The following is a 17842-nucleotide window of genomic DNA, read 5'->3' as shown; positions in this document are numbered from 1 at the left end:
TTTTTATCTGAAAACTAATATCATCCTGAATTGTATCTTTATATAAAAATTTCAAGGTACTTTTCTATTTCTTCAATTGAAGTTATAGCGAATTTTTTATTTTTATAACTTATCAAGCCCTCATTTATGCACTGAGCGATGGAACGATTTAAGCTTCTGATGGGTGCACAGACCTCACTTGATAAAATTTGCTTTGTAAGGTTATCTAAATCACCGATTTTATAATGATTATGTATGCTTAATAAGATACGATCTTTAACTGTTAGCAATGATAATTTTGCCGTAGTATCTGAACTTGAAGTTAATTTTGAAGCAAGTTGTTTCATTATATATAAATTAAAGTTAAAATCGATTTTCATCCATTCATAAACCTTTGTTTTATGGATAGCAATCGTTTCACAATTTTGTTTCGCAATAACACCGAGTGTTTTCACTTTTTCATTAAAAATTTCTATTTCCCCAAAGCAACTATATGAATCATAAATATATAGCGAAAGCATCGCTCCCTCATAGCTTTGTCTATACACCTCTGCCATCCCTGTAGTTAGAATATAAAGATAATTATTTTGTTCATGCGGGTGAATAATGAGGCTTCCTTTCTTGTGGCTTCTATAAATAAATTCTTTCTTAATGTGCGTCGGTGCATCATTCAAAATATCTTGAAAATCCAAATTTTCACCTTCTTTTTGCTTTTGGTCATTTGACCTGTTTTCATTATAGATTGAATTATATAATCAGGGCAAATAAGAATTGGAGGTCTTGTTATGAGGAAATTAATTATTGACACAGATACTGGAAGTGATGATGCGGTAGCATTAATTATGGCATTAAAATCAACTAATCTTAAAGTAGAGGCGATTACAACGGTTTGTGGCAATGTCCCAGTTGAATTAGCAACAAAAAATGCTCTAATGACTATCGAGGTTGCTAATGGTCAAAAGCCACCACTTTATGTTGGGGCAGCCAAACCACTTATGCGTGATTTAGTTACAGCTGTTAATGTTCATGGTGAAGACGGAATGGGGGATTGTCATTTAATAAATCCTACCCTTGTGCCAGAAACCATGCATGCGGTAGATGCGATCCTTGAAATGATTGAAAATAACCCTGATGAAATCGAAATTGTAACCATTGGTCCTGTTACAAATATTGCCCTTGCTATTTTAAAAGCACCAGAGACCATGAAAAAGGTAAAGCATATTTACACGATGGGTACTTCTGGCTTTGGCCCTGGAAACACTACACCTGTTGCTGAATTTAATGTGTATGTAGATGCAGAGGCATATAGTATTATGCTCAACTCTGGTATATCGACTACCATCATTGGATTTGATGTATGTTTAGGTGAGGCAGCTTTGAATAAGGACGATATGGATGTATTACTAGCAAGTGGTAAAGAAGAAGCTGTGTTCTCCGTTCAATGTAATCGTTCCTTGCTTGAATATAATTTACAAAGAAGTAATGAACATATGGTTGATTTACCTGATGCCGTAGCAATGGGTGTTGTATTATGGGATGAAATTGTTTTGGAAGACAAGTTATGTTACTGCTATGTGTGTACGACAGAAGCTGCTGCCTATGGTCAAGTGATCATAAATGACGGTAGTAAACTTGCCATTTCGGATGGATTTGCAGGGCACATGCCTAATGCAACAGTTTGTAAGTCCATTGACAATCAGTTATTCAAGAAACGTCTATTAGCATTATTGGTAAGTTAACATGATGGGGTGTGTAAATGAATTTTATAAATTTCGGATCATTAAATATTGATAAAGTTTATACAGTTCCTCACCTCGTTAAAGAAGGAGAAACGTTATCTTCAGTCAGTTATGAGGAATATCCAGGTGGAAAAGGATTAAACCAATCCCTAGCCCTTGCAAAATCTGGTGCTCAAGTGTTTCATGCAGGTAAAATTGGCAAAGATGGTTTGTTTCTAAAACAACAATTAGCATTAGCGGGAGTTAATGTTGAGGGAATAGATGAGGACGGTTTGATCACAGGGCATGCCCTTATTCAAGTAGCTCCGACAGGTGATAATTGTATTTTGCTCTATGGTGGAGCGAATAAAGAAATAACGGTTGAACAAATTGATCAAGTATTAGAGGACTTCCATGCTGATGATTTTCTAGTTCTACAAAACGAAACAAACTACTTGGAATACCTAATCAATGCAGCTTATAAAAAAGGGTTAACCATTGCGTTTAATCCTTCCCCAATAAGCGAGGATATTAAGGATTTAGACTTTTCGAAAATTGATTTTCTGATACTGAATGAGATTGAAGGACAAGAAATTAGTGGGGCATGCTCACCTAATAGAATACTCGACCACCTACTATCAATCTATAGTAATTTAAAGATTGTGCTGACTTTAGGTAAAAATGGGGTCATATATAAAGACAATGTACAAGAGCACAAGCAAGAAATCTATAATGTTAAGGTGAAAGACACGACGGCAGCAGGTGATACTTTCTTGGGTTATTTCCTTAGTATGATTTCCCAAAAACCTGATGTTAAATATGCCCTTAACATTGCCTCAAAGGCTGCTTCACTTGCAGTATCAAGAAAAGGCTCCTCTTCTTCAATCCCAATTTTGGCAGAGGTACTCGGTAAAGATTAAATAGTTGATGGAACTTCTTTAGATGTTGTGAAGGATTTAAAAGAAAGTCGTACCATTTTGCCCCTTTAGATATGCTTTATCTAAAGGGGTTTCCTGTATTAAAATTATGTAAGATTATACAATAAACGGGCCATTTAATAGAATAAAATACAATAATTATTGGACGCAAGGATTGTGAAGAGTACTTAAACTAACGGCGCAGTTTAGTTGAACAACAATGTGGGTTTTTGTGGTAAAACAGTAGACGGTTGGTGCATCTTCATCTTTTCAGGAAAATGGGATGGGCTATCGTTTAGTTAGGAGGTAGAGGTTTTTGGTGTTTGGGGTGTTTTGATTTTGTTAGTTGCAATAATTTTATTTTGGTCGGCTGGGTTACCGAAGATTAAAAGTAAAAAATTATCATTTGTTATGATTAGTTTGGGATTGAATGTAATCGCAACTCCAACGGCTTTATTTATAGGTGTAATGGCAACAGCCTCCCCGACCAGCACTACAAATGATTTTTGGACAGGATTTCTCTTCATCCAGGGAATACCACTTTTAATACTAATAATTGGAATCTTAAAATGGTTTATCATTGACAGAAGAAAAAATAAATAAGCATATAAATAGTAATAATTAATTAGGTTAAAAAAAGACAAGTTTGTGAAGAAATCTACTTAAACTATAGGGGGCTTTAGTTTAACAAGAATTATGCTTATAATCTTCCACAATCAGGCGCGATAGTTGAATAACATAGGTAGAAAAAGTTCATCCTTTTTTATTAAAACCAACTCTAAATCTGCTGGATAAGAATCCATTTTGGTCAATTTTTTTTCAAAATGGATCCTTTTAGGAAATTTATTAAAAAAACAGAAATTTAACTCTGTTTTTCTACTGGAATACCAAAGACGCGGAATATATAGTCGCTTTCTTGTTCTTTTGTAGCAATAGCATTGGCTAGTCCACTTTGTTTTGTGCCTTGAAGATACCACATATCATTATGGTCTTGGTCTACGGATGAAAAATCATCCTGCTGCCAATGACTTAATAGCTCTACATATTTATCTCTGTGTTCGAAATGATCTTTATTTGACTGTACCATTTGGAGTAAAGTTTCAATTCTTTCAGGGGTAATCATAATTGATGACTCTTTTTCATCAGCAATAATTTTTTGATGTGACATTTGCTGAATAACTTCTTGCATGAGATTCTCAACAAAGGGTTCATCTCCACTTTTCCATTCATCAATCTTCTTGGAATATGTAGCATTTTCCCAACCAAAATTCGTATCCACTGTCGATACAAACTCTTTCTTATCATTTTCTTTTGAAATCGATTGACCGTTATCTAATTCGCTCTCGACATTTTTAGAAGTTTCGTTGTCATCGTTCTTTTTCATAATCAAAAACGTACCAATTATACTCAATAATGCTGTTAAAAAAACTATACCTAAAACACGAATCCTCTTCATTTTTTTACCACTTTTTTAATAATTACCCTAAAATTATCATATAGGTATCACTATGTAAACAGAAGTCCACGACTTAGAGCTAATTAATCCTCTGATACCCTATATGCATGTACGTACATTTTGGTTTTAGGGGAGTAGGGAGTAATTTATCGTTCATAAGAGTGTTATTCGTACAAATTGTGCTACTTATTATTTAAAGTATATTTGCACAATATTTATCCACATAAAATAAGATGTTCCTTACACGTATTTGATGTAATATTGCTAAGGAACGAATATTAAATGTGGCATGTATAGCATAAAAATAACAAAAAATGTACGCCATTCTGTACAATATATCCCCAGCGGAAATAGAAAACTTACTGGTAGTTACACGTAAAAGGACATTTAAGTGTCCTTATTATAAAGCTGCTTGATACATATGATTATCCTTTCTTTGCTTTCCTCGGATGAATCCTCATCCTCTGGTATAATAGGATATAGATTTTTTAGAACGGAGCAATTGATATGAATGGAGCGCAAAAAGCATTTTTTGAGGAAAAGGAGCGTTCACTTGGCGTTTATCTAAATGATGTGCAGAAGCAAGCGGTATTGCAAACGAGTGGTCCGCTGTTACTTTTGGCATCTCCTGGTTCAGGAAAAACAACGACGATTATTATGCGTATTGGCTATATGATTGAGACGCTTGGTGTGAAACCTTCTCGCATAAAGGCTGTCACGTTTAGTAAGGCATCGGCAAATGATATGAAGGCACGTTTTGCAAAGTTTTTTCCGCATTTGACGCCGATCGATTTCTCGACGATTCATAGTTTAGCATTTCAAGTTGTGCGGCAGACACTTGAACGTCAGGACATTTCGTATGGGATTATGGAAGAAGCGGACAAGCCTGGTGTTATGTCAAAAAAACGAGTGCTTCGTGAGATTTTTGAACAATTAAATGGCTCGAAAATTACTGAAGATCAGTTAGACGAACTACTGACATACATAACGTTTGTCAAAAATAAAATGCTGCCAGAACAGGAATGGGCAATTGCAGAAGTAAAGGTGCCCAGAAAAGTCGAGATTTTACAGCGGTATGAGGAATATAAGCGCTCAGGTAGTGACCGTTTATTGATTGATTTTGACGATATGCTGTCAATGGCAAATGATATTTTCACGAAAAATCGAGAAGTGCTGGCTCAATATCAGCGTCAATACGATTTTTATTTAACGGATGAAAGTCAGGATACGTCGCCAGTTCAACATGCGATCATCGAGAAGCTCGTCGCAGTCCATCAAAATTTATGCGTCGTTGCTGATGAGGATCAAGCCATTTATAGCTGGCGCGGTGCAGAGCCCGATTATTTGTTGAATTTCCAAAAGGTTTATCCGGAGGCACATGTTTTACTAATGACACAAAACTATCGTTCATCTGCAACGATTGTAGAGCCAGCTAATCTATTTATTCAGCGAAATAAAAAGCGTTATAACAAACAAATGTTTACGCAAAATCCTGCAGCAGAGCCAATCTCGTTTAAAATCCTAGAGAATTACAACTTACAGGCCAAATATTTAGTGAACCAGTTAAAAAATTTGTCTAAGCGTGGCACAACGGCTGTTTTATACCGAAATAATACGTCAGCCATTCCGCTTATGGACGCCTTAGACAGAGCGGGTTTGCCTTTCTATATGAAGGATTCCTCAATTCGCTTTTTCACGCATTGGGTCGTGGAGGATATTATGAACTTCATGCGGCTAGCGTACAATACAAAAAATATCTCGATATTTGAAAAAGTTTACAGAAAAATGAATGCTTATATTACACCATCGCAATTAAATGCGCTGCAGAAAGTGCCGGAGGATGGCTGTGTATTCACACTATTGTTAGAGCATGTGGAGTTAAAGGATTATCAGCCTGAATATATTAAGCGAATTCGCAAAACGTATGATAGCATTCAATTTGATAAAACAACGCCAACAGCCATGCTAGAGCATATCCGTTATGACCTTGGTTATGAGCGTGCCTTAAAGAAAATGAGTGAGGACCTCGGTTTTAATTATGAAAATTTACAAGATATTGTGGATGTACTTGGGTTAATTGCTCGCCATACGTCGACGATGACCGAATTTGCGGGACGTTTGAAGTACCTTGAAAATTTAGCACGTACGTCTCATACGAAAAATGAATGGAATGCCATTACACTAACAACATTACACAGTTCAAAAGGCTTGGAATTTGACCGTGTGTATTTGATTGATTTAATTGATGGGATTTTACCTAGTGAGAAGGAAGCAGAAATCGAGGAAGAAACAAGACTCTTTTATGTCGGTATCACACGTGCTATTCATCATTTGGAATTAATTTCATATAGCAAGCGCTTTAAAGCAAGTGTGGTGCCATCGATGTTCATGAAGGCGTTAAAACAAATCGTCTCACCACAGGAATTGCCAAAGAAAGCGTCAAAAAGTACAAAGAAAGCACTAAAGCAATACCGCAATGAGCGGACGATTACAACCGAATCCGCGTTAATCGTTGGCTCAAAAGTAAAGCATGTGATTTTTGGAGATGGCGAAATTTTGGCCGTTACGAGTAGCACGATTAAATTGTCATTTGCTACGGGGATAAAGCAATTTATGACGGATACATGTTTACAGCAAGGCTATTTAGAAGCGGTGGAAGATTAATGCAGCGTATTCGAGTTTTTTTCGAATACGCTTTTATAATAGTGCTAAATAATTTCCTAGCGAACGAGTCGCATATTTTGTTGAGTCTACTGACTTACATTGAATGATCGAATATGCAACTTTACCCTTTTTAAGAATAAGGGGAATAGAGGAAGAACAACAAATAGTCATTAGTTTAGTTTTCTCTTACAGCATGTGGAATGATTAGCTGTAAAGGGGTATGAAAAATGAAATTTTCATCTTCAGAGCAGATGCATTTTATATTTACTAGGCAGGATGGTGAAGGAACATTAAGGGTACCTTACTATTTAAAAGGAGTAACCTACAATGAAAAATCTATGCTTAATTAGCTTGTCTACTTTTATATTTTCGTTTAGCCTGTCCATGTTATTTGGAAATCCTGCTTATTCACAAACTACATCTTCAGATGAAATGGCATATTTATATCCAGCTAATAAGGAAAAAATATTTGATGAAACTGTAGAGGGGTTTTACCAGGCACTTAGAGATCTAAAGTATTCTGTACATCAGGAGCTTTATCAAAGATATAAGCAAAAGCCAAAGGAACAGCAAAGACATTTAGATACTGTTCTTTTTAAAGAAATGCCTGATGCATCTGTAAGTATTAGAAAAAAATTATTGTTTAAGGAAGTAGAAGGATTCAATTATATAACCTTTGATGGCAATATTCTTCGTACTTATCCTGGTATAGATATTAACGACTATCAGGTTATTAGCCCTGAGAGGCAAGTTTATTTCTTTTATTCCTTTAAAGACACAGAAAAAGAATTTAGGGGTAGATATGCAATTTATGATGTTGAAACGAAAGAAATGGTAGCAGGTGGAGGGTCTTATATGCCAAAGCTCAATCTTACAAGGAACACTTACGATAAAGAAGGATAAGTTTAGGTAAAATAGCAAAAAAGTTGTTGAAATCTTATTCAATTAACGTGGCCATTAGTAAATTTATATTCAGCAATCGGGCGTATTTCTTTAATAAGGAATGCGTCTATTTGCATTCAAGGCTATATTGTGGAGTAAAGTAATTACCTACTCCTATATCATGCATTTGGAGCAGGTTAATTGTAGAAAAATGAAATATAAAATTTTAGCCTTATCAATTTACATGATAAGGCTAAAATTCACTCTTATTGAGATTTTTCACGTTCATTTAATTTTTGATCTTGTTTTAACCAAAAATCGGGTGGTTGATAATTAATGAAAGAATAATCAAGTTCAGCGCCATTTGTTGCTAACTGAATTAACAAAAGTTTCTCTTTATTACTTGGATGTATATCTGCAGTCTTAATGGAAATTACCTCTACTCCTGTTCGTTTAGGTGTTCCAACCACAACAACTTGATTTCCTTTGGTATAAACATCTGTGATAGTAGTTTGAAACACAACTATATAGAGGTCTAGATCTGTTTCATTTGCAGTAGTAGAAAAAGTAATACCCACATTCTGTTGGAAATTTAATTCAGCCGATATCCCAATGGCATAAAAAGGGAATATGCGGTGAAGAGAATAATGTATTCGAGAAGGAATATAGCTCCATCTCCCACCCCAATATGTGCTATGCCAGTGTTCTTCATATATCGGTCTAATATAGCTTGGTTCGCTTTTTATTACTTTGAAAGGAATTTTTACTCCTTCTTTTAACACTTCTGAAATGGGGATGATATCGGTAGGAAAACTCATTTCTGTTTCTTTTTCAAATGGAAATGGTGAATCAAGAGTAGTGGTAGGTTCAGGTGGTTCGAGGCTATCTAAACGCTGTTCCAATTCCTGAGTTTGTTTGTGTTCACTTTTATCGCTGTGCGACTGATAGAAGGGTAACTCCAAAGATTTTGCACTTATGGATTTACTGTAATCAAGTAAGCTTAAAATAATCGAAAAACAAATCATATAGCCAATCTTTGTTTTGAACATATAGTCATCACCTCACCATATTTTCTGCTTTTAATAAGGAGTTATGCGTGAGATAAGTTATTCAAGTAACAAGTGCTTAAATTATAGAACTTACGGTGCAGTTTACTTCAATTAGGACGATACGACCTAAAGGCAGACCTTTTATATGTCTGCCAATTTTCATAATTTTTGTAACGAAACTTACTTTACTTAGTCTTAATTAGGAAAGGAGGTAGAAATGTGACTGAGTTTGAGCGTATATACAATCAATACTTCCGGGATGTTCACTCGTTTGTATTATCATTAAGTCGCAATGAAAAGATAGCAGAAGAAATAACACAAGAAACCTTTTTTAAGGCTTTAAAAAGCATCGATAAATTCAAAGGCAATTGCAAAATCAATGTATGGCTTTGTCAAATAGCAAAAAATACATACTTTACCTATCTCGATAAACAAAAGCGATATGATACAGCCGATATACCAGAAGAAATAAGCGAGAATAGCATTGAATCAATGATTGTGAATAAAGAAGAAACCTTCCGTTTACATAAGGTCTTACATCGCTTAGAAGAGCCTTACAAAGAAGTTTTTACATTAAGAGTGTTTGGCGAACTGTCCTTTAAACAAATAAGTCAACTTTTTGAAAAAACGGAGAGTTGGGCACGAGTAACATTTCACCGAGCTAAAGGTAAAATTCAAGATTTACTGAGGGAGGAATAGATATGAGTAATAAAGTGTCATGTGAAATAATTAAAGATATGCTTCCATTGTATTATGACGATGTATGCAGTGATGAGAGCAAAAGAATGGTAGAAGAACACCTTGTTGGGTGTCCTAATTGTAAAAACGAATTAGATAGATTAAAAGCTGATTTTATATTACCGAAAGAAGAAATCGAAACAATTAGAAGTGATAGTAATGTTATAAAAAATATTTCATCTTTTTGGAATCAGTCAAAAATTAAATCCTTTATGAAAGGGATGATTATTAGTGCATTATTGTTTTCGGTTATTAATTTGGGGTATTTTGGTTTGTTTAATTGGCAAATCATAAGCGTTTCAACTGATGAAGTAGAGATAAAGAATGTAAGCCAATTGGCAGACAGTAAGATTGTCTATTATGCTGAGACAAATGATGGCTATAGTTTGAATAGGTTAAATTACGATATGGATAAGGAAGGTAGCTTTTATATTACTCCTTTACGACCAATAATTAAGCGAGAAGCACAACTACATAACGGTTTTGAAAATAGATATTATTCTATTGACATAAAGTACCAGGAAAAAGCTCGTGGTAAGGTGATAAAAAGGATTTATTATGGAACTCCAAAAGATAAAATCTTGATTTGGGAAAAGGGGATGGATTTACCAAAAGCAAGTGAAGAAATAGAAAATATGTTCCATGAATAAATTAAAGGTGTTTTCTTCTTCAATTACTGGGGTGCTTTACTTGAAGACAATTGAGCTGCTTAGACAGTATTACCTTTTGAGAAAACAGGGCGTCTCTTCGGGAAAAATGCTGGATGGGCAAAGGTAACTTTTTATAGAGCGAGAAAACAAATTATCGATTAGATGGAGGAGATGGCGTATGAGAGAAACTAAATGTACCATTATAGAGGATTTTCTACCTCTATATATTGAAGAGGTAGTTAGCCAAGATACAAAAGAAATGATAGAGGAGCATTTACAGCATTGTGAAAAATGCCAAAAGGAATATGAAACAATGAAACGTAACCTGTATATTCCAGCAGAAAATAAAGCCCCTATTATTCAAAAGATTAATAAAAAATGGCGTAATAAAAAAATGAAAATTTCTATCATTTCTGTTTTAACAACAGCTTTTATTTTATTTGGAGTGTATGCTTATGTTTTTGGTTATGAAACGGTTATCCCGTATTCAAAAAATCTATTCAAAATTGAAAAGCAAAGTGATAATAATTTGGTTTCTCATTATTATGGTAAAGGTTATTCAGGGGTTCACGAAACATTTCCTATGGGTCTTGAAATTGATGGAGAAAAAAAGATTGTGAGTTTTATTTATTACACAAAAACAATTGCCGATTCACCTTCAAGAAAACTTTTTAGCAATGAAAATAATGAACGAGGATATATCTCTAACCTTCCTGAAAGTGAAAAAATTGATGCTGTGTATTATGTGGACTATGATGTAGAAAAAATCGTTGCTGGAAAGGATTCTTGGGATTCAATTTTAGAACGTGCTGTATTGATTTGGGAAAAATAAAACAAATTATGAGAATTTAGTTTTCCCAGAAGTTCATTTCGATAATTGGAAAGAAGTTTCTGTTGAAAAAGGGATAATGAATGACAAAAAACCTTATAACTACTATTTTCATGTTTATGAAAGAAAATAGTGCTTTACTTCAAGATAGGATTCCATAGAGATCCTATCTTTTTCTTTTTCAAATGACGGAAAAAGTCGGCTTATTTGGGAATATTAAAACCGTGGTATATTATAATCAGATAGTGGGCTTAAAGGATTGGTTAGCTTTCTTATGGTCAAGATGACTTAACACCAGCAGACGACCAAGAGTAAATTGATGTTGCGGTTATAATGGATGAGATGGAATAAATCGGTTTTACTTGATTAAACACGAATTTGGCATCTAAAAGTCGGATTGATGGATGTTCCATTTTGATGCATTAAATACAGACTATGTTGTATTTTACTAACGAAGCAAGTTAGTCCGATAAGGAATATGTATAAAAAAATTTAAGAGGTTGATTACATTGATAAAAAAAGGAAATAAATCAAATTATTTAGCAAAAATATCTTTAGGCGTTATGGGTGCAGGCTTTCTCATAACGATTCCTTTTCAAGAAACCTTTATGGGACGATTATTGCAAGGTGGATTTGAGGCAGGACTTGTTGGAGGATTGGCAGATTGGTTTGCTGTAACAGCTCTTTTTCGCCATCCAATGGGTATTCCCATCCCTCATACCGCATTGCTGCCAAAAAACCGAGATCGAATGATTACAGCTCTTATCACCATGCTTGAAAAAGATTGGCTGACTAAAGACAGTATTAAAGAGAAAATCAATCAAATTAATTTTACAGATAAACTAATACAAATTGCTGAGAATGAATTGTCATCAGTAACTTTGAAAAGAAGAATTAGTTTGATTCTTAATGAGTTCATCAGTTTTGTCAATATAGAAAAAATGGCTCCGTTTATTGAAAAGGAGTTAAAGGAGTATCTTCATACTTTAAAAGTAGAAAAAATTCTTGAAACTATAATTACGCAGGCACTCAATAAAAAATTAGATGAAAAAGCTTTGAACTATATCTTGACTGAAATGGAAAAGTGGATGTCAAAAGAAGAGACAAAGCGAAAAATAGGAATAATGGCCAAACAATTACTTGATAATACCGAAGCAGACGGCTTTTTAAAGATGGCAATTAGTTCTTTTCGTAATCTAATAACGGAGGAAAAGCTAGGGAATATGCTTCAACCATATTTGCTTAAAAGAATCATTCTTTTACAAAGAGAAGATGACCCATATAGGCATTTGATTCTTTCTCGAATTCGAGAAGAGGTAGTAGGCATGCAGGATAAGGAAGAATTGATGGCTGAGATAAATAATTGGAAGAAAACATTCGTAAACAATTGGAGCCCAGTAGATCAAATTACTGAGATTTTAAAACAACTACAGAAAAAGTTGATGCTTCTAGCCGAAGATGACGAATTTATTGACAAGCATGTGATTTCATTTATTCAAAACTATGTAAATAACATAGTAAAAACACCTGAAAAAATGGAAAGTATTGAAAATTGGATTCAAAAGCAAATTTTATATTACCTTGATATGAACCATTCAAAAATAGGAGTTCTCGTTAAAGAAAATCTAGATAAATTGGATAACGAAACGCTTATCAATATGATGGAAAATAGCGTTGGTAAGGATCTACAATGGATACGAGTGAATGGAGCTATATGCGGGTTTACGATAGGAATTCTCTTAACGATCTTGAAATCGATTTTATAGGATTAATGAGTAAGGGTCTCATTTAGATTCAGAAAAGGTGAACCGTACACAAATGATGGTAAAGCAGAGTTTTGAATTAGTTCCAGATCGTGCATTATTATGTTTACTCTAAGTATAAAGCGGCAGAAACACTGCCGTTTTATTTATTTTTCAGTATCAATGTAAATTTTTGACCTTGCTTCTTTTGTGCTATTACTACAATTTCAATAACTTCGCCTAAATTGAATTTTACCATTTACAAACATAAAATCACTCTTTTAAAACAAAAGGCTAATATTCCTTTAGCGAATACATAATGTGGTGGAAAAATTTCACTTTGTTAAACTAACGGGGCTGTGTAGTTAAAGAATTTAATTGGCTTTTTTTACATGTATTAATAGTTTGGAAAGTAACTTAAAATTGTTTTCATAAGTAGTTAGAAAGAGGTTTATATGAGAGCGTTTATTATACTATTACAAATAGTAAGATGGTTATTTATATTAGTAATATGCTGTGCTGGTATTATTTTAGGTGCTGTAATATTAGGTATGATGGGTATTGATGTACCCAATATAGAACCAATATTAAATATAGCATCAGTACCAATTTTGCTATTTAGCAATAAGATTTTCCTAATAATAATAAACATATTTGTCATTTTTGTTTTACTTTATTTTCAATTAAGAACGTTGAAAAAGGCTAACAAAGAATAAAAAGACCATCCAATTATGCTGATGATCCTTATACAAGGGAACTGACATATTCAAGCCTAAAATTATTTTAGTTTACATAATACAAATAACTTTATTACAATTTTATAATCACCGAATGCTTCCATAATTTAGCGTTCAAAATGGGATTACTCGTTTATATAATACTAATTATCGTTTAATCTAGATTCTTCTTAAGACGAATAAAATATTCAGTGCAACAATTGTCTAGACAAAAATCTAATCTAAGTCAGCAGATGCAGCAAGAATAGAAAGGCTAGAAGAGTTATGTAAAGCTAAAAGGGTTATTGAGTTAGTGACACTGAATGAGAGAGGATGTAACGGTCAACCAATGCCACAATCGAATAAGTGTGTGCAATACACTCAATATAAATTTGTGCATGTAGAGGTACCTATACATAAAAAAATGCAGCGTTATGACACGCTACAATAAAATATTGTTCAAAAATGACGAAAAATGATGGCTAATAAATGGAATGTCCATATTACTTAATATGTGAGCTAATAATAATAAGTGTGATACCGGTAAATAAGCAAATGATTCTCGTCACAGGAATTTTATCAGCTAGTCCAAATAAGGCAATTGCTGTCGTTACGATTAAAACTGTTGGACCTACCAATGCAAGCATTGTATTAATATAGAATGCTTTTTCTAAATTATTCAACTTTAGCATCAACAATCCAGCACTTACTTCAATACTTCCAGACAATACACGTAATATAACCATAGCAAGAACCGATTTTTCAATAATTGTCATCATCCTATCTTTATAGAAAATTTTTGCTTATATTACATCATTAGGATAATAATAGTTCTGTTTTAATGAAATACTAAAATCAATATATGTATGATCCGTATCTAATATTCTTGTTAGAAAATGCATTATATTAAGAAGTGATTTTCTAGTTAAAAGTTCAAAGATTAATAGAATCAGTTTTATATATCCATTTTCTGTTTTTAAAAGGAAATAGTATGGGAAAGATAGTACGTTCAATGGTACTTAAACATATATACTAAAGGGAAACTATAAATTTCATCACTATATTGAATGAATGTCAGAAATAAAGTCGGCAGTAAACGAACGGATATTAATTAAGAAACAGTCCCTTCAAATTTGAAAGGACTGTTCATTAGGGGGGTATTGCTTTATTTTACAAGTTTAATGTGGAGCTTTTGTTTGAAGTAGCTTTAACCCCATACAAATAAATATCATTCCTGTTATTTTATTCAGAATCATACCTAATTTTTGGTTTCCTCTTAGTTTTCAAGTATTTTACTTAGTTTTAGATACTATTTTATAGTAAGTATTTACAGTTAAAAAGTAATAGATGATGTAAATAGCTGTATATACACTTATACATATCACAACAGGAACCACTAAGTTGGTTTGCAATAAGTTTGATAAAGCCGTTAGAGCAATGGCACTATGCGCAATTCCCGCAAGTAATGGTATAGCGAAAATAAATAATATTTGTTTGGCGATGGATTTATAAATTTCTTTTTTCTTTACACCAATTTTGACTAAAATTTCGTAACGTCCTTTATCTGATGTTGCTTCTGTTAACTGCTTAAAGTAGATGATACTACCTGTTGCTGCTAAGAAAACTAGCCCTAGAAATCCACTCATGAAAATCAATAAACCTGTAGTTTCTAAACCACTCGAGTAATCTGTATAAAAGTTTGAGAATTTAGCTTGATCAGGTATGATGGATTTTAATTTTTCTGTTAATTTCTCTGCATCATCTTCATTATTGATTTTATAAACCTCCATGTCCAGTGGGTTAGTTACATCTACTAAATCAGTAAATAACTCGTCACTGACTACAATCGTATTAAAAACAGTTTTGGCGTTTAATACACTATATTTCTTTAAATCAATAAATGAAATTTTCTGCTCATGATCTTTGAGATTAAATGAAACCTCTGTACCTATATATTTCGGTGAATAACCTTCCATATACATTGCATCTAAGACAGCAGCCTGATTACCTTTTAATGAAAGAGAATCCTTTCGATGCTGCTCTTTTGCTAATTTGTTAAAATCGCTTACAGAAATAAGCGTGTAGGGCATATAGCCATAATCATATAGATTTTTAGTATCTACATCAACTTCAATTGTTGGAATCGTTTCGTGGTATAAGATCTGATGATTTTTATCCTTTGAAATTGTATCCTGTACCTCTTTTGAAACGTTGTTATCAGTCACAGTAAACATAAAACTGTTTGGATTGGCCGTCTCTACATTGTGTCTATTGTTGTAATAAGAGCTGTATGATGTTCCAACTGCAGATAATGTGGTAGCACTTAATATGGCGATAATTGTTAAGGTCCGAGCATTACCCTTAATACGATATAGTAGTTGCGATATCCCAATAATGTTAATGCCATTCCAGTAACTTTTTTTATTTTTCTTAGCTAACTTCAACATATAAACGGTTACTGAACTGAATAAGAGGTATGTACCAAGTATGACTGTTGCTAAGATAATAAGAGGGGTAATTGCCATACCAAGTGTTTTCCAAATATTTGATGTAACTAAATTTTGCAAAGCAATCCAATAGCCTATGCCAATAAGAACAATGGATAATAATGCTAAGAAAAACGATGCTTTAGGCTCTGACTCTCCCTGTTTTTCTGCTTGGAATAAATCAATTAGTTTAAAACGGTAAATAACTCGATATCCTTGAAATGATGTGAGTAAGGTAATAATCATAAATACGATGATTGTGTTGACAATCGCTGCAAATGAAATTAAAAAATTCGTCAATGATTCATGTCCCATAACCCTCATTAAAAGTAATACAAAATACTTTGATAGTATTGATCCAAGAGCAATTCCAATAGCAAGTGCAATAACTCCTAAAATAAAGTTTTCGTAGAACAGCATCTTACCAATTTGTTTCTTACGAACACCTAATAACGAATAAAGTGCAACTTCTTTTTTTCGTTTTCGTGTGAAGAAGGAATTCGAATACCAAATAAAAATAGCTACGAAAATCATTAATACTACAGAGGCAGCACTAAATGCAGCACTGATTTTTGGTGAGCCATCAGATGTAGCTAGGATTGTTTTATCATATTTTAAAGAAACGAATGTAAAATAAATCACGATACTAAAAATCATTGATGCGAAATATAGAAAGTAGTTATTGAAATTATTTTTCATGTTTTTACGAGCAATACTAAATAACGTCATGATGGCCACCTCCAAGTGAAGCGAGTGCATCTAATACGTCTTGGAAAAACGCTTTACGTGTTTTTTCTGCTTTATGCAGTTCCATATAAAGTTTTCCATCATTAATAAATATCACACGTTTGCAAAAACTAGCTGCGTATGCATCATGTGTCACCATCAAGATAGTCGCACTATTTTTTTTATTTAAATTACTGAGGCTTTCAAGTAAAATAGTAGCAGATTTTGAATCCAAGGCTCCTGTTGGTTCGTCCGCTAGAATCAAGCTGGGATTTGCTACAATGGCACGTGATGCAGCAACACGTTGCTTTTGTCCACCAGAAATATGATATGGATATTTATTTAAAATTTCACGTATGCCAAACGAATCAGCAATATTCTCGACACGTTTTTCAATCTCTTTTTCTGGCACTTTTGCGAGCGCAAGAGGAAGTAAAATGTTTTCTTTCACCGTTAATGTATCTAATAAATTATAATCTTGGAAAATAAAACCCAATCTGTCACGGCGGAAGTCTGATAATTGTTCATCGTCCATCATCATAATTTCTTTACCGTCAATAATGATATCTCCTGATGTTGGCCTATCAATAGTTGAAAAAATATTTAATAATGTTGATTTTCCAGCACCAGAAGGGCCCATGATTCCTACAAATTCACCTTCATTAATTTCTATATCGATATCTTGTAGAGCCCTATATATATTACCTTTAGATCCAAATTCTTTCTGAACATTTTTGGCTTGTAAGATTTTTTTCATTATGGCATTTTCTCCTTATAGACTACAGTTTAAATAGCTAATTTTTGTCTTCAGAAGTAAGATTACATTTTTAACATTACATAAAATTTATTTAAACCTTAATACAAACTTAATTTAACCTTAAATATGTAAAGTGACTTAGGAGTGGATTTCAATTACTTATTTGGTAAAGAAACAGGAATAAAGAGTTAAGGTTACTATTTTCTATAAATGCAGAATGAAGAGGGGAGTTAATTATATATTGATAAAAATGATGGAGATCGAATAGAAGGTCTACCATATATTAGAGTGGATGGAAATGCTCCTTACTGCAAAAATCAGCTAACTCTGTGGTTAGAAAACTGTGCAATGTGGTGTTCTGGAAGATGGTTAAAGGGAAGTCCCCAATTATCTGAAATTGAGCGTACTTTCTGTTCATTTTTTTAAAATTCAATTGTTCACCAATTATTGGATTATTTTGTTGAAGAGCTAGATATAGTAAAAGAATATGGTAAATTAATTGCATCGGCAAAAAATGGACAACTGAAAGACTT

General features: G+C 33.3%; 16 protein-coding genes and 1 pseudogene. 9 read left to right on the top strand and 8 right to left on the bottom strand.

The features are described from left to right. Positions 1–38: 38 nt before the first annotated feature. Positions 39–671 carry a Crp/Fnr family transcriptional regulator gene (locus tag MHB40_RS12745; protein ID WP_342532439.1) on the bottom strand — a complete coding sequence of 211 codons (633 nt, stop codon included), beginning with the start codon at positions 669–671 and terminating at the stop codon, positions 39–41. 93 nt (positions 672–764) lie between these two features. On the opposite strand from MHB40_RS12745, the gene MHB40_RS12740 reads away from it, so the two are divergent. Then, on the top strand, positions 765–1718 hold the full coding sequence (locus MHB40_RS12740) for a nucleoside hydrolase (protein ID WP_342532438.1): 954 nt from the start codon (positions 765–767) through the stop codon (positions 1716–1718). A 17-nt stretch (positions 1719–1735) separates the two neighbouring features. Beyond that, positions 1736–2617: a ribokinase gene (locus tag MHB40_RS12735; RefSeq protein WP_342532437.1), complete on the top strand. Its 882-nt coding sequence runs from the start codon at positions 1736–1738 to the stop codon at positions 2615–2617. Positions 2618–2913: 296 nt separating this feature from the next. Here the strand turns inward: MHB40_RS12735 and MHB40_RS12730 are convergent, their stop codons facing one another. Next, the gene (locus MHB40_RS12730) at positions 2914–3141 is read right to left on the bottom strand and encodes a hypothetical protein (protein WP_342532436.1); all 228 of its coding nucleotides are present in this window, start codon (positions 3139–3141) and stop codon (positions 2914–2916) included. A gap of 335 nt (positions 3142–3476) precedes the next feature. Next, positions 3477–4070 (bottom strand): DUF6241 domain-containing protein, encoded by a 594-nt coding sequence (locus tag MHB40_RS12725; protein WP_342532434.1) that lies wholly within the window; start codon positions 4068–4070, stop codon positions 3477–3479. A gap of 507 nt (positions 4071–4577) precedes the next feature. On the opposite strand from MHB40_RS12725, the gene MHB40_RS12720 reads away from it, so the two are divergent. After that, on the top strand, positions 4578–6734 hold the full coding sequence (locus tag MHB40_RS12720; RefSeq protein WP_342532433.1) for an ATP-dependent helicase: 2157 nt from the start codon (positions 4578–4580) through the stop codon (positions 6732–6734). 327 nt (positions 6735–7061) lie between these two features. Beyond that, on the top strand, positions 7062–7637 hold the full coding sequence (locus MHB40_RS12715) for a hypothetical protein (RefSeq protein WP_342532432.1): 576 nt from the start codon (positions 7062–7064) through the stop codon (positions 7635–7637). A gap of 245 nt (positions 7638–7882) precedes the next feature. Here the strand turns inward: MHB40_RS12715 and MHB40_RS12710 are convergent, their stop codons facing one another. Continuing rightward, on the bottom strand, positions 7883–8665 hold the full coding sequence (locus MHB40_RS12710; RefSeq protein ID WP_342532431.1) for a hypothetical protein: 783 nt from the start codon (positions 8663–8665) through the stop codon (positions 7883–7885). Positions 8666–8884: 219 nt separating this feature from the next. Here MHB40_RS12710 and MHB40_RS12705 point away from each other — a divergent pair, with 219 nt between their 5' ends. The 5 genes from MHB40_RS12705 (at position 8885) to MHB40_RS12685 (ending at position 13340) form a co-directional block, all read left to right on the top strand. Beyond that, positions 8885–9364, top strand: a complete 480-nt coding sequence (locus tag MHB40_RS12705; RefSeq protein WP_342532430.1) for an RNA polymerase sigma factor — start codon at positions 8885–8887, stop codon at positions 9362–9364. A 2-nt stretch (positions 9365–9366) separates the two neighbouring features. Continuing rightward, positions 9367–10053, top strand: coding sequence for a zf-HC2 domain-containing protein (locus MHB40_RS12700; protein WP_342532428.1), 687 nt, complete (start codon positions 9367–9369; stop codon positions 10051–10053). A 178-nt stretch (positions 10054–10231) separates the two neighbouring features. Beyond that, positions 10232–10885 (top strand): zf-HC2 domain-containing protein, encoded by a 654-nt coding sequence (locus MHB40_RS12695; RefSeq protein ID WP_342532427.1) that lies wholly within the window; start codon positions 10232–10234, stop codon positions 10883–10885. A gap of 506 nt (positions 10886–11391) precedes the next feature. Then, positions 11392–12648, top strand: a complete 1257-nt coding sequence (locus tag MHB40_RS12690; protein WP_342532426.1) for a DUF445 domain-containing protein — start codon at positions 11392–11394, stop codon at positions 12646–12648. 431 nt (positions 12649–13079) lie between these two features. Continuing rightward, positions 13080–13340 carry a hypothetical protein gene (locus MHB40_RS12685; RefSeq protein ID WP_342532424.1) on the top strand — a complete coding sequence of 87 codons (261 nt, stop codon included), beginning with the start codon at positions 13080–13082 and terminating at the stop codon, positions 13338–13340. A gap of 503 nt (positions 13341–13843) precedes the next feature. Here MHB40_RS12685 and MHB40_RS12680 read toward each other — a convergent pair. From MHB40_RS12680 to MHB40_RS12665, 4 genes and pseudogenes are all read right to left on the bottom strand, one after another. Beyond that, positions 13844–14119 (bottom strand): YqhV family protein, encoded by a 276-nt coding sequence (locus MHB40_RS12680; protein ID WP_009371666.1) that lies wholly within the window; start codon positions 14117–14119, stop codon positions 13844–13846. A gap of 399 nt (positions 14120–14518) precedes the next feature. Next, a pseudogene (locus MHB40_RS12675) lies at positions 14519–14623 on the bottom strand (homoserine lactone transporter); the annotation flags it as partial. Between the two features lie 9 nt (positions 14624–14632). After that, positions 14633–16555 (bottom strand): ABC transporter permease, encoded by a 1923-nt coding sequence (locus MHB40_RS12670; RefSeq protein ID WP_342532422.1) that lies wholly within the window; start codon positions 16553–16555, stop codon positions 14633–14635. Further along, positions 16542–17309 (bottom strand): ABC transporter ATP-binding protein, encoded by a 768-nt coding sequence (locus MHB40_RS12665; protein WP_342532421.1) that lies wholly within the window; start codon positions 17307–17309, stop codon positions 16542–16544. Before MHB40_RS12665 ends, MHB40_RS12670 begins: the two co-directional genes overlap by 14 nt. Positions 17310–17842: the final 533 nt, after the last annotated feature.

The organism is Lysinibacillus sp. FSL K6-0057 (genome assembly GCF_038630885.1).
GTDB lineage: Bacteria > Bacillota > Bacilli > Bacillales_A > Planococcaceae > Lysinibacillus > Lysinibacillus fusiformis_F.
This window is presented reverse-complemented; position numbering and strand designations above follow the sequence as displayed.